The organism is Paenibacillus taichungensis (assembly GCF_047302525.1).
GTDB lineage: Bacteria > Bacillota > Bacilli > Paenibacillales > Paenibacillaceae > Paenibacillus > Paenibacillus taichungensis_B.
On the sequence record NZ_CP168020.1, the window covers coordinates 2,312,370 to 2,325,525 of the forward strand.

The 13,156-nt window shown below is 42.8% G+C and carries 15 protein-coding genes; all 15 read left to right on the forward strand.

The window, feature by feature from the left end:
• Window positions 1-39 precede the first annotated feature (39 nt).
• The 15 genes from ACDJ58_RS10805 to ACDJ58_RS10875 all read left to right on the forward strand — a co-directional run bounded on the left by ACDJ58_RS10805 (window position 40) and on the right by ACDJ58_RS10875 (window position 13,115).
• Window positions 40-561: a DinB family protein gene (locus ACDJ58_RS10805; protein WP_413377751.1), complete on the forward strand. Its 522-nt coding sequence runs from the start codon at window positions 40-42 to the stop codon at window positions 559-561.
• Window positions 562-617: 56 nt separating this feature from the next.
• Window positions 618-2,084 carry an amidase family protein gene (locus ACDJ58_RS10810; protein ID WP_413379597.1) on the forward strand — a complete coding sequence of 489 codons (1,467 nt, stop codon included), beginning with the start codon at window positions 618-620 and terminating at the stop codon, window positions 2,082-2,084.
• Between the two features lie 168 nt (window positions 2,085-2,252).
• Complete coding sequence (locus ACDJ58_RS10815) at window positions 2,253-3,110, forward strand: MBL fold metallo-hydrolase (protein WP_413377753.1); 858 nt, start codon at window positions 2,253-2,255, stop codon at window positions 3,108-3,110.
• Window positions 3,111-3,376: 266 nt separating this feature from the next.
• A complete protein-coding gene (locus ACDJ58_RS10820; RefSeq protein WP_413377755.1) occupies window positions 3,377-4,018 on the forward strand; it encodes a FusB/FusC family EF-G-binding protein in 642 nt (213 codons plus the stop codon).
• Between the two features lie 147 nt (window positions 4,019-4,165).
• Entirely contained in the window at window positions 4,166-4,669 is a 504-nt protein-coding gene (locus ACDJ58_RS10825) for a DUF1648 domain-containing protein (RefSeq protein ID WP_413377757.1), read from the forward strand.
• A gap of 65 nt (window positions 4,670-4,734) precedes the next feature.
• A complete protein-coding gene (locus ACDJ58_RS10830; RefSeq protein WP_413377759.1) occupies window positions 4,735-5,370 on the forward strand; it encodes a hypothetical protein in 636 nt (211 codons plus the stop codon).
• A gap of 39 nt (window positions 5,371-5,409) precedes the next feature.
• Window positions 5,410-5,910 (forward strand): GNAT family N-acetyltransferase, encoded by a 501-nt coding sequence (locus ACDJ58_RS10835; protein ID WP_413377761.1) that lies wholly within the window; start codon window positions 5,410-5,412, stop codon window positions 5,908-5,910.
• A gap of 49 nt (window positions 5,911-5,959) precedes the next feature.
• Window positions 5,960-6,472, forward strand: a complete 513-nt coding sequence (locus ACDJ58_RS10840) for a DUF6886 family protein (RefSeq protein WP_413377763.1) — start codon at window positions 5,960-5,962, stop codon at window positions 6,470-6,472.
• A 170-nt stretch (window positions 6,473-6,642) separates the two neighbouring features.
• Window positions 6,643-7,191, forward strand: coding sequence for a glutathione peroxidase (locus ACDJ58_RS10845; RefSeq protein ID WP_413377765.1), 549 nt, complete (start codon window positions 6,643-6,645; stop codon window positions 7,189-7,191).
• 158 nt (window positions 7,192-7,349) lie between these two features.
• Window positions 7,350-8,210 carry an AraC family transcriptional regulator gene (locus ACDJ58_RS10850; RefSeq protein WP_079694585.1) on the forward strand — a complete coding sequence of 287 codons (861 nt, stop codon included), beginning with the start codon at window positions 7,350-7,352 and terminating at the stop codon, window positions 8,208-8,210.
• 56 nt (window positions 8,211-8,266) lie between these two features.
• Entirely contained in the window at window positions 8,267-9,037 is a 771-nt protein-coding gene (locus ACDJ58_RS10855; protein WP_413377767.1) for an acyl-[acyl-carrier-protein] thioesterase, read from the forward strand.
• A 179-nt stretch (window positions 9,038-9,216) separates the two neighbouring features.
• Window positions 9,217-9,462, forward strand: a complete 246-nt coding sequence (locus ACDJ58_RS10860; protein WP_413377769.1) for a hypothetical protein — start codon at window positions 9,217-9,219, stop codon at window positions 9,460-9,462.
• Between the two features lie 141 nt (window positions 9,463-9,603).
• Window positions 9,604-10,206, forward strand: a complete 603-nt coding sequence (locus ACDJ58_RS10865; protein ID WP_413377771.1) for a nitroreductase family protein — start codon at window positions 9,604-9,606, stop codon at window positions 10,204-10,206.
• Window positions 10,207-10,356: 150 nt separating this feature from the next.
• Window positions 10,357-11,988: an S-layer homology domain-containing protein gene (locus ACDJ58_RS10870; RefSeq protein WP_413377773.1), complete on the forward strand. Its 1,632-nt coding sequence runs from the start codon at window positions 10,357-10,359 to the stop codon at window positions 11,986-11,988.
• Window positions 11,989-12,185: 197 nt separating this feature from the next.
• On the forward strand, window positions 12,186-13,115 hold the full coding sequence (locus tag ACDJ58_RS10875; protein WP_413377775.1) for an NAD(P)/FAD-dependent oxidoreductase: 930 nt from the start codon (window positions 12,186-12,188) through the stop codon (window positions 13,113-13,115).
• Window positions 13,116-13,156 lie beyond the last annotated feature (41 nt).

Genomic DNA, 13,156 nt, shown 5'->3' on the forward strand with positions numbered 1-13,156 from the left:
AGAGATCAACGATGAAGACAATATCGAGGAGGAGTTAAGGTGCTTTATGATTTAAAAGGCGAAGCCAAAATGTCACCTGTTGTTGGTATGTTATTTGCTGCGGTTATAGAAAACAGCCAACGACTCCAACGAATCACGGACGGTATGTCGAAAGAAGAAATAGATTATAAAGGACCTAATAACAACTTCAATAGTACCGCTCAATTAATAAAAAATATCACCTACGTCGATCTGAATGGGGCTTATCGAATAAAGGGACGACCACTTCCTCAAAACTTAAGAGAGCAACATGGTCCTATAATTGATGAAAATGGCAGACTTCCGATGGTTCAGGAAATATCTTTGAGTACACTTATGTCGACATATGTAGGTGTCATAACCATGTTAAAGGACGCGTGTACACAATTAACGGATGATGATCTAGCGAGGATTGTCACTTTTGGACATGAGAATGAGAAGCAAGCGAGCATACGCTGGGGTATATGGCATATCGCTGATCACAGTCGTTATCATCAAGCCCACATTAATCAACTTCGAAGATGGTATCATGAGGCTCACTAAAGAACATTGAAAAAGCGTTGTGGTGATAAGTTGAGGCACAAAGAAGAGGTGAGGGTATAGAAACTTTATCTGAACTGAGCCATTTTAATGTTGAAGAAAACACGATTTTTGAAATACAGGCTGCCCTGGAAAAGGGAGAGCTTTGCTCAAGAGACCTGGTTCTGTATTACTTATATCGTATTGCACAATATGATCAAAATGGGCCAAAGATCAATTCCGTGCTGGAAATAAACCCGGATGCGATTTTTATTGCAGAGGCCTTGGATACTGAGAGGAAATCAGTGGGAGCGAGAGGAGTTCTACACGGAATTCCGGTTCTGTTGAAAGATAACATAGAAACCAACGACAGAATGCATACAACTGCTGGAGCACTGGCTTTGGAAACTCATATTAGTTCTAAGGATTCTTTTCTTGTTAGTAAACTGAGGGAAGCCGGGGCAATCATACTTGGAAAAACTAATATGACAGAATGGGCAAATGGCATGTCTTCGGATATGTGGGCAGGGTACAGTGCTAGAGGTGGACAAGTTTTGAATCCTTATGGCGATTTTTTTCCAGGGGGTTCAAGCACAGGTTCCGCTGCTGCGGTAGCTGCTAACTTTACGATGGTTTCCGTAGGAACGGAAACATCTGGTTCCATATTAAGTCCATCCATTCAGAACTCTATTGTTGGTATCAAGCCAACTGTAGGTTTAATAAGTCGTGCTGGTATAATACCGTTCTCACACTCGCAAGATACTGCTGGTCCAATGGCAAGGACTGTAACAGATGCAGCAATTCTATTAGGGATACTTTCTGGAAAAGACGAGGATGACCCTGCTACTTGGAAAAATCCGTATTCTACAATAGACTATACAACATGTTTAGACTTTAATGGGTTGAAAAATGCAAACATAGGCATCTTCCGGAAAGCCCCCCTTACACGATATCGTGATAACGAAGAATATGATGAAGTTCTATTGGAGAACGCTGTTATTCAGATCAAAGAAGCTGGGGCTAATATTATTGAAGATATAGACATCCCATCGTTTGACCGGAAGTGGGAGTGGAACAAGTTGAATTATGAATTTAAGCATAGCGTTGAACATTATTTGCAAAGTCTTCCATCGCATCTACCTGTGCATACCCTCAGTGAATTAATCGAATGGAACAAGCAAAATGCAGAAAGGGCTTTAAAATATGGGCAAAACCATCTCGAATATAGAGAACAGTTGAATAATCCATTGAATAATTCGAATTACATCTTAGAGTTAATAACGGATCTATATCATTCGCAAAATAACGGCATAGATTATGCTTTACATAAATTTGGACTGGACGCCATTGTTTTCCCCTCTTACGTTGGTGCTGATCTTTGTGCAAGAGCTGGGTATCCATCAATCGCTGTACCTGCAGGATATAAGGAGAGTGGAAGGCCATTCGGAATAACGTTTGCTGGTAAAGCTTTTAGTGAATCAGTGCTGATTCGTATTGCATTTGCCTTTGAACAGCTAACAGCGGATAGAAAAAAGCCGAACTTATAACATCGAAAGAGCACCTGGTGAGATGAGGAACATTCAGTTCATATGAAAAAACAAAGGATGTGATTCCATTGGTAAACAAATAAAATGAGAAAATCTAAATGTTGATTTAAATAAGCATGTAGATTTTCTCTCTTATGAATCAAGAATTTATTATAGAGGAGAATGTACATGCTAAATCAATTAAGTGAATCCATCTATTATCTATCTAACCAAAATGATAAAGAAAGACCGACATTGGGGTTAGTTTGCGGTGATAAATACAGCCTCGTCGTTGACGCTGGAAATTCGGTTCAACATGCCAAGGATTTCTTACATGAAATAGAGAAGTTAAACGTTCCGCCTGTTAAATATGTGGTCATCACTCATGCCCATTGGGATCATTTTTTAGGAATGAATGAATACGGAGCTACGATTATTATGAATAGTCTAACTAGCCAAAAGATGAATGATTGGCGGAACTATTCTTATGATGACCGCTCTCTACAGGAGTATGTGGATTCCAAGAAGATGAACACACTGTGCATGGAAACGATACAAAATGAAATACCGGAGAGAGACACATTTCAATTAAGTCTCCCGGATATCATTTTTGAAAAGTCTCTCCATCTGGACTTGGGCAATAAAGTTTGTGTGCTTGAAACCATTCGAAGTACGCATACGGATGATTCAACAGTCGTGTATATTCCGGATGAAAAGGTCATTTTTCTGGGCGACAGTGCTTACAACACAACTACAAATTCGCTATATCATATTAAACAAGATAAGTTATTGCCTATGATTGAGGACATTCAGCAATATGATGCCGTTCATTTCTTGCTTGGTCATGAGTCGATCTGTGACGTGGAGGAGATGGATACGTTTTGGAGAGAACTCATCTCAGCCAATGATGCTGTGAAATCCACATCCTTAGAGGAAGCGATCGAGCGATTTGAGGCAGCCAATGATCGAACAGCAAATGACAATGAGCTTTTCTTCTTACAAGGATTCGTGAATGATCAGATATTACAATCAAAAGCAACGGAATAAAAGAACATCCTTGAAAACCCATTTCAATTGATCTATGTGAAGTTCTCTGATATACTTTTCGCAAGATATTTGATTGGGGGTTACTCAGATGGCAATGCTGAATTGCTCGTTAGCTAGAAATAACTCATGCAAAGCCTGATCGGGGGCGATACTTTGCGTGGGGCGCGATAGCTTAGATTCTTTCGCCCATACTTAATTTTATCGTTTCTAATAACAGGCTTTGCCCTTATTGATTTTTTTCTATGAAAAATAAGGAGCTGAAAGCTATGAGTACACCATTTATTAGAAACCACCAATATAATTTGATTAAAAGACAAGCGGAATTTGTTCGCAAAACCGTGCAATCCGCCGCGGATCGCAGGGTTCTGGAGACTGTAAGATACAGTGCTGCAACAAACATCATTGATGCATTTACGAATCTGACAGAGAACCAGCAGCAAATGCTGGAGCAAATCTCGTCGCTGGGGACAACAGACGATTTTCAACGGTATATGAAAGCATTAGAACCATACCTGGAGTTGTATCCACCGATTACGTTGAAACAAATTCAGAAGTTATTTCCGAAGAACAAAAAGATGAAAATGCCTGATCTACAATCCATTGATTTTCGATATGTAACGTATCTGAGCTGGGTAGATATTGCGACGAACAAATTATTCGTTGTATATCCGTTTGAAGGACAGTTTATTGGTATTGAGGGAAGAATAACGCCGACACACAAGAAGGGGTACTGCCTATTCTGTAATCGGCATCAAGAGCTTGCATTCTTCACGGTCAAGACCAAGAACGCTTTACCGGATAATTATTCTGCGATTGGTCAATACGTATGCATGGAGAACCAAGGATGTAATCACAGCATTACCAATACAGAATCGCTTGAGAAGTTCATTCTCTCCATTCGTAAATAAGGTTATATCAAGTAAAGGGCTGCCTGCAAAGGCGGCCTTTTTTACTTATGCTTTCATTCCTAAGGCAGTTCAGAAATCATTGGAAAAAGAGGTTGATAATTGTTAACATATAATCATACTGTGTGTAAACGGAGAAGAGGTGGGAAATTGGAAATCAAAGATCGTCCAAAGATAACAATCCCAAAAACATTACTGGAAAAAATTTTAGATATCACAACCATCATTTTATTTATTATTGGCATTATATACTGCTTACAACAATGGATGACCTTACCGGATCAGATACCGATTCATTTTAATATGAAGGGGGAGCCTGATGGCTGGGGAGGAAAATGGGGAGTGTGGTTGCCCTTAGTCATTGGCCTTATATTATGGATTGGGCTTTCCCAACTGGAGAAGTATCCTCATACGTATAATTACCTCAATTTGAATATGGAGAATGCCGAGAGACAATATAAAAATGCACGGCTCATGATTAATCTGATGAAGACGGAGATATCCATATTTTTTATTTATATCAGTTGGATGATCATGGAGTTTTCAAGTGCGGACAAAGTCACTCATAATAATTGGTTGCCCGTTGTCATATTCATTATCGTTTTATTTAGTTCCATAGGTTTCTTTATATACAGATCATTTAAACTCAAATAAAGTTGGAACTTTGCTCTGATTGAAGAAATGAAACGGAACTATAAAACTCACAAAGGAGAACGTATATGACGGTCGTTGGGATCTTGGGGACAATTCACAATCACGAGTTAAGAGAAAAGTATGGAACGACTCTTGCGCTTTATAGAGATTTGATTACAGAATTCAATCCGGATATCATCTGCGGTGAAGTGCATCCCCTGAGTTGGAAGAAGTATATCAAGGATAAACAGGATAAGGGATATTGGGGGGAGCCAGCCAGTGAGTATTGGGAGCTTATCTTTCCTTTATGCGAAGAACGGAATATAGAGTTTGTGCCTATTGACTGGTTTGAGTTAGATGTCTGGAATGATTTTGATCCATTTAACGGATTCTCAGAAGAGCAGCGTAAAGCGTTGGAGAGGATCGATGATGAATGGTTTGCTAAACAAATGAATACACATGACGTTGGAGCGATTCCCTTTAACTCGGATGCGTTTGATAACATGACCAAACAAAAATATGAATGGTTGGATCAGATTAATCCAAAAGCAAATAACTTTAGATGGATCGTACGAAATCAGATTATGATTCAACGTGTGAAGAACACGTATCATTCGAATCCTGGTAAGAAAATTCTATGTGTTGTGGGAGCAGATCATAATTATATTTTCAAAGAGGAATTAATTAATGAACCTATTGAATTGGTATATCCATTACGATAGTTCAATTAATAAACTATAAACCTTCAGGAGGCTTATTCCATGATCAGATTGTGCAACAGTATGGACGCAGATGCAATGGTTGAGATCATTAATGATGCAGCAAAGGCATACCAGGGTGTAATTCCTGAGGATCGCTATCATGAACCTTATATGCCATTGCAAGAATTGAATCAGGAAATCCGTGATGGGGTCGTATTTTGGGGCTTTGAAGAAAATAATAGAATATGGGGCGTTATGGGAATTCAGGATAAAGGTGATGTTGCTTTAATCAGGCACGCATATGTAAGAACTCACCAACGGGGAAGTGGAATAGGCACCAAACTGTTGGCTCATCTGGTGGCATCAACCAATAAACCGATATTAATAGGAACCTGGGATTCCGCAGAATGGGCTATAAAATTCTATTTGAAAAATGGCTTTACCCTTGTTTCATCGGATGAGAAGAAGCAGTTATTAACTCGATACTGGGACGTTCCCGAAAGACAAATCGAGACCTCTGTCGTTTTATGTGACGGGAAGTGGGGCTCCGTTGGAATTTAAGAGCATTTTTCCGAGGCTTAAGAATCACTAAATGATGTGAGGTGCTTGAATGCTTTATCATTTTAGCGAGGTTTCAGATATCCAAGTTTTTATTCCAAGAGAGAAACAAAACAGAGCTGAATTTCCAGCAGTGGTGTGGGCCATTGATGAAGAGCATGAATATTCATATTACTTTCCAAGAGATTGCCCGAGAATCATTTGCAAAAAGACAGACACTTTAAGTGATGAAAATAATGATAAGTTTTTCAAACATTCTAATGCAGCTATCATAGTTACGGTTGAAAGTTCATGGTATCCGAGGATGATGAATCAGATCATATACAGGTACCATTTTGATAACACCAATTTTGAACTCTTTGATCCAACGGCGGGATACTACATTTCTGATCAGGTTACAAAGCCTCTACATATAGACCGTATGGATTGTTTAATGGAGAGATTATTTAAGAAAGGAATTGAACTCAGATTTACTCCAAATCTGTACCCACTGAGAGAGGCGATACTTACATCGGATTTCAAAGAATTTGGAATACATAGATTCAATAACGCAACGAAAGTTTAGAGCGATTACTTTTCGCTATGACTTGCACGCACAATGGGCTTGAGATTGATTTGTTCGTAGCGTTGCAGTAGTTATAGGCTTTTTTACGATACAGAATCTTCTATTTCGTATATAATAGAAATTCATATGAGTCTGTATAACTACATAACATCGAGAGGTGCACCAATCTTATGCCAACCATCTATGACTTTAGCGTAACCAAAACGAGTGGAGAACGTTTCCCGCTCTATCAATACGAAGGAAAACCTGTACTGATCGTGAATACAGCGAGCAAGTGTAAGTACACGCATCAGTTCGACGACATGCAGAAGCTTTATGATCGATATAAAGAGCAAGGGCTTCAGATCATTGGTTTCCCGTGTAATCAGTTTGCGGAGCAAGAACCGGGAAGCAGCGAAGAAGCGGAGTCCTTTTGTCAGATTAACTATGGCGTGAAATTCCCCATGTTCTCCAAAATGGATGTCAATGGAGAAGCGGCGCATCCGCTGTATGACTTTTTGAAAAAGTCGGGACCTTTTGCAGGCTTTGATGAGTCGGATGTACAAGCGAAACTGCTGAAGCTGATGGTGGCGGATAAAGCACCGGAATGGTTGCATGGTGATGCAATCAAGTGGAACTTCACGAAGTTTCTGATTGATGCCGAAGGGCATGTGGTTAATCGTTTTGAACCTGTTGACTCGATTGACGAGATCCAGGCGAGTATTGAACAGCTACTGTAAGTTATCTTTCAAAATCCTAAAGGGCCATGACACGTACCGTGCAAACAAACGGGTATGTGCATGGCCTTCTATATTTCAAAGTCTGTCCAGTACTATCCGATATGATGTGAAACGGGTAAAATGGTAAGAAACCTCTCCAGAACAGGAGGTACTTGAACGTGCCAAGTGTAATGCAATTTAGTGGTCCACTGGAATATAGCTACCGCTCCACCAGCACGTACGACCCTGGAGCATCGGACGGATTTCATTCGCATCCGCAATATGAAGTGTACTATTTTCATGATGGTGAATGCACCTATCTGATTGGAGATCGAGTGTACAACCTTGAACCGGGTGATCTGGTCCTGATGCATGGCATGACCCTTCATAGGCCACATCCCATGCCAGGCAGACCGTATGTGCGAACGACGCTGCACTTCGATCCCTCGGCTATCCGCAGCAGTCTGCACCCGGACCGGGTGAGCGAAGTGTTAAAGCCGTTCGAAGAACTGAGAAACTGTCGGATCAATCTGACAGGCAATATCCGCTCCGAATTCGAAGCTTTGCTGCTGAGTTTGCATCAGCTTACGGTGAATCCGGGGGATTTCAAAGAGGAACGCATGAATGTTCGCTTATGTGACCTGCTGTATGTTATAGCGGGGATCTGCCGAGGCAGGGTCGAGGACCACCTTCCCTCTTCCGAGAAGGAGCGGCATGTACAGCATATCATTGGTTATGTTGAAACCCATTATATGGAAGATATTGGTCTGGATGATCTGGCAAGTGAGCTTCATCTGTCCAAGCCTTACTTGGCAGGATTGTTTAAAGAAATGACGGGTAGTACCATATTTAAATATGTGTATGACCGCCGCATTAATCAGGCCAAGCTGTTATTCCAATTCCAGCCGGATATCAGTGTGACAGAGGCCAGCCGGTTGGCCGGGTTCAAACGTTTATCCCATTTCAGCCGTATGTTCAAACAAAGTGTAGGGTGTGCACCAGATCTGTATCGCAGTCGATTACATCGATCGTTTGATTAATGTAGTGTTACGGATCAAAAATTTTACATGCTGCACAGCCTGAGGAGGTTTACTGAATGCAATCTGAACAACCATTCAAGCTTGATTACCGAATTGGATCAGCCGATGCCGATTACAGATCACAATGTCGTCCATCTGCGTTACTGGAACATATGCAGTTGGCAGCAGACCGCGATTTAGCAGGTATGGGAGTTACCGTATCGCAGATGCTGGATCAGGGATTGGGCTGGATGCTATTAACGACAGATGTCACGATCATGCGCCCAGCCCGATTGGAAGAAGAAGTATCCTTGCAGTCGTGGCATAAAGAAAATAAAGGTGTGACATGGTTAAGGGATTATATCCTTACAGATGGAGAGGGAACACATCTGGCTGAGGCTCTCACGGCTTGGGCGTTGGTCGATCTTAAGAGACGCAGAGTCGTCAGACCATCAGCTTTGCCTTTTGAAGTGAAATCGCATCCTGATTTATCTTTAGGTGAAGCCCCTGCTAAAGTGACAGTTCCCTCTGAACTCAGCTTGCAGGAACAATATCGTCTAACTGTGCAATACAGCAGCACAGACAGTAATGGTCACATGAATAACGCCCGGTATGCAGACGTATGTTGTGATGCATTAACACTGGATGAACTGGCTGTAGGCATGATCCGTCTGCAAATTTCATATCATCGTGAGATTCGTATGCAGGAGCAAATGATTGTTGAGCGTTCAGCGGTTACGCAGGGAGCTGTGTGGATACGAGGGAGATTGGCTGAAGAGAATGAGAGTATTATTTTTGAAGCCAAATTGACTCTCGGAGATTTCATTGCTTTGCCCAGTGATCAATAAAATGGAACTGAATACAAGTAGATGAAGCCACCAGTCCGTTCTGGTTGGCTTTTTTTCTATTTTACCTCCTGATGCAGACATAGATGCACCTGTTACGTTCATCTCATATCCGCTCCGTGTTTAGAAGCCAGACAGAAAAGGTAAAAGAAGGGTAAATGAAAACTGAGGAGGAATCACGAATGAAAGAGCGCACACCGGATCAAAATAACAAGGATGCACATAAGGATCGTTTCCATGATAATCCCGAGCAGTATCGGACAGAGCAGGAGAGTTTGCTTGATTTACATGAGGAAGAGCAGACGGTGGACCCGATTCCAATGGAAGATCTGAATATGGAGAAGCAGGAAGAGAAGGATAAGGATCAGACCAAGAGCAATTCGTCATCGGAAGAGAAATATCGAGCAGATTACCGCGAGTCCAAGTGATCATATTCATGCAATAGCTGTTTGAAATAAATATAATGTACATTTAGTGAAAATAAAATAGTTTGTTGACTAATGTATGTTACTATATTATAGTTACTGTGTTGGCAATTTAGGAAATACCATTTTGGGAGGCGAATATTTATGTCTAAATCTTTCTTTGAAGCGTTGAAAAACAGAAGATCTTATTATGGAATCAGCAAGGAATCCACAATCTCGGATGCTAAAATCCAGGAAATCGTGGAAGAAGCGGTAAAATACACTCCAACTTCATTCAACTCACAAACATCTCGTGCCGTAGTATTGCTCGGCGAACAACACGACAAACTGTGGAATCACACGGAAGAAATTTTGCGTGAAGTGGTTGGCAATGAAGAAGCTTTCCAATCTACAGCTGAGAAAATGGCTGGATTCCGCAGCGGTTACGGTACAGTACTCTTCTTCGAAGACAACAATGTGATCGCGCAGCTTCAACAAAATTTTGCAGCTTATGCGGATAACTTCCCGATCTGGGCGAACCAGTCCAACGGTATGTTGCAACTGGTGATCTGGACTGCATTGGAGCAAGAAGGTCTTGGCGCTTCCCTGCAGCACTATAACCCGTTGATTGACGAGAAGGTCAAACAGGAATGGAACATTCCCGAGAACTGGAGACTGATCGCTCAAATGCCATTCGGCAAACCAACAGCAACACCAGGCGAGAAAGAATTCCAACCGATTGAACAACGTGTAAAAGTACACAAGTAAGACTTTTGCCTGAACCCGATTGTGACCTCGATTCATAAAAAATTGAGGTGACATCGCTCAGCGAATTTCCCAATATTTAAGCACATACGGCCTCGCTTCAATTTGATACGATGATGTAGATCGTACTCCATTGAAGCGAGGCTTTTTGATGTGAATAATAGAATATACAAACGTACCCGGCGAAAGCTATGGAATGCTGTTTTGTGCGGCGTACTGACCATAGGATCAATCTCCATCGGTGCATCCACAGCTCAGGCAGCAGCGGCTCAGCAGGTGTTCCATGATACAACCTCTAGTTATGCTAAGGATGCCATTGCACACCTGGTCAAGGCGGGAATTGCTGCCGGAACCTCCGAGAATACGTTTGAGCCCAAAAAGGCAGTCACTCGTGCTGAATTTGCAACATTTGCTGTGAGACTGCTAGGTTTGAAGCCCGTTAAAAACAATATTAATCCATATAACGATGTCAGCATAAACGCTTGGTATTACGGCAACGTTGCAGCCATGACCAATCTTTCCATTCTTGAGGGCAAGAGTCAGGGAGTGTTCCAGCCAAACGCCTCCATTACTCGGGAAGAAGCGGCTGCACTGCTGGTGAGGATGCTGAAACAATCTTCCAAATCAACGAACCTCCTTTCATCCACATATAACGATGCAGCTGAGATATCCGACTGGGCGCGTCCTTATGTGCAGACCGTATATCAGCTTGGCTTGATGCGCGGCAGTGATGGCAAGTTTCGCCCGCATGACCAAGTGACCAGAGAAGAGGCAGCAGTTATGCTGGATGCCATTTTGCAAAAGAAAACCTGGTCAGATCAGCTGAAAAGCGAGGATCAGCTCGGTATTCAGCTAGGATGGCAATATAACGCTTCTACAGCTGAGTTCAAGAAACAGATTGAACAGTCGGAAGCCAACACACTGGTTCCCCGTTGGTTCTTCCTAAATAGCAGCATGAAAGTCACGGATCTCACGGACACGTCGCTATTATCCTGGGCATCTGCTACAGACAGACAGGTATGGCCGTTGCTTGGCAATCGTTCGAACCCGGACCTTACCCACCAGATGTTATCGAGTTCAGCCAACCGGGCAGCCGTGATCTCACAGGTCACATCTTTTGTGAAAACATATAAACTGGATGGCATTAACGTGGATTTCGAGAACGTACTGCCAGCTGATCGTGAAGGAATGACCGCATTTATTACTTCACTGACAACGGCTCTGCATGCACTTGGCGCTGTTGTGTCCGTAGATGTATCACCAGATCTGGGGACAGACTGGACCGATGCATTTGATTATGCGCAATTGGGTGCCGTATCGGATTACATGGTACTAATGGGATATGAGGAACATTGGAACGGCGACCCGCAAGCAGGGTCTGTGGCATCTCTTCCTTGGGTTGAAAAGGCTCTGGATACCATGCTCGCTGAGGTAGTTCGCGCCAAAACAATTCTGGCCCTGCCTTTATATACACGGGATTGGTCTTCCGTTAATCCGGGAGCCAGTTCATGGGACATCACTTTGGCAGAACAGGGAACACGTGCACGAGCTTCAGGTTCTGTGAGACGATGGGATGCAGATCTGGTCCAATATGTCATCGGCTACAACAGTAATGGGACGCCGAGATATATATGGGCAGAGGACAGCCGTTCATTATCCGCGAAAGTAATGATGAGCGAAGAGCGTAATATTGCCGGATTGGCCTACTGGTATATGGGCGGAGAGACGGCAGATGTATGGAATGCCATTTCGAACGCTTCACGATTTGAATCATACATTTTCTAAATTCCGGAATAATAATTCTTTCTTAAACCGACCCAAACGCACCGTTATTCAGACGGATGGTTTGGGTTATTTTATTTTGGTAAAAGCTAAGTTGTAACGGATTACGTTTGATTCTGGTTGAGCGGTGTAAATGGATAGAAGGATAGTGAACTGTCCAATAACATATAAGAGATAGAAGCATAGGAGGGAGATGGAGCATGCGAGAGTATGATTGCATTATAGTAGGTGGAGGACTCGCAGGACTTCAGGCAGCCATTCAGATGGGGCGTTACTCTTCCCATCGGGTGTTGGTGGTGGACGCAGGAGAAGGCAGATCAACGTTATGCCGAACCTATCATAATATTCTTGGTTTTCCCGATGGAGTCTCCGGTGAAGAGCTGCGGTCCAAAGGAAGAATGCAGGCAGAGCGGACTGGAGTGTCTTTTGAGAAAGACCGTATCATTAAGGCAGGACGCCGGGGGGAACAGATTCAATTGTTCGGCTCTTCCGGCTCTGAATATATGGCAAAAACAGTCTTACTGGCAACTGGACTAACGGACAGGATACCGGCCATTCCAGGATTAACGCCAACCTTAGGACGAACAGTATATGTGTGCCCGGATTGCGATGGATATGAGATTCAGGATCAGCGCACGATATTGCTGGGTGCAGGCGAAGCCGGTGCAAACATGGCTATGGTTTTGATTCAACGTACCAATGAGTTGTTGTACATCAACCATGAGCAGTCGCCAATCTCCGCTGAGCTTCATCGAAGCATGAAAGAGGCAGGAGTTCGTTACCTTGAGGCGGCCGTCCAAGAAGTGCAACAGATGGAAGATGGCCATATTACGGGTGTGCTGACGGAAGATGGACAGATTTTTGAGTCAGAGCGTGGATTTATCGCGTTTGGAGGCAATCGTGTACATTATGAACTGGCAGAGCAGCTTGGAGCCGTCATCTCGGATAATAAACACGTGGAAGCCAACGCACGAAGCATGCAGGCCGCACCTAATGTATGGATTGCCGGGGATCTGGGCCTGCACGCGGAACAAGCTACGGTTGCCATGGGCGAAGGTTCGATTGCCGCGATCTGGATTCACAAGGCATTGCAGCAGATGAAAAAGGAAAACAAAGTGAATCAGATCTAAACGCCACTGGTGAACAGCCCCATTCATAGAAAAAATAATTT

What these genes read in the sequence shown, in the direction of transcription:
- ACDJ58_RS10815 (WP_413377753.1), top strand. Translation starts at nt 2,253, where the DNA reads ATGCTAAATCAATTAAGTGAATCCATCTATTATCTATCTAACCAAAAT.
- ACDJ58_RS10820 (WP_413377755.1), top strand. Translation starts at nt 3,377, where the DNA reads ATGAGTACACCATTTATTAGAAACCACCAATATAATTTGATTAAAAGA.
- ACDJ58_RS10830 (WP_413377759.1), top strand. Translation starts at nt 4,735, where the DNA reads ATGACGGTCGTTGGGATCTTGGGGACAATTCACAATCACGAGTTAAGA.
- ACDJ58_RS10835 (WP_413377761.1), top strand. Translation starts at nt 5,410, where the DNA reads ATGATCAGATTGTGCAACAGTATGGACGCAGATGCAATGGTTGAGATC.
- ACDJ58_RS10840 (WP_413377763.1), top strand. Translation starts at nt 5,960, where the DNA reads ATGCTTTATCATTTTAGCGAGGTTTCAGATATCCAAGTTTTTATTCCA.
- ACDJ58_RS10845 (WP_413377765.1), top strand. Translation starts at nt 6,643, where the DNA reads ATGCCAACCATCTATGACTTTAGCGTAACCAAAACGAGTGGAGAACGT.
- ACDJ58_RS10855 (WP_413377767.1), top strand. Translation starts at nt 8,267, where the DNA reads ATGCAATCTGAACAACCATTCAAGCTTGATTACCGAATTGGATCAGCC.
- ACDJ58_RS10860 (WP_413377769.1), top strand. Translation starts at nt 9,217, where the DNA reads ATGAAAGAGCGCACACCGGATCAAAATAACAAGGATGCACATAAGGAT.
- ACDJ58_RS10865 (WP_413377771.1), top strand. Translation starts at nt 9,604, where the DNA reads ATGTCTAAATCTTTCTTTGAAGCGTTGAAAAACAGAAGATCTTATTAT.
- ACDJ58_RS10875 (WP_413377775.1), top strand. Translation starts at nt 12,186, where the DNA reads ATGCGAGAGTATGATTGCATTATAGTAGGTGGAGGACTCGCAGGACTT.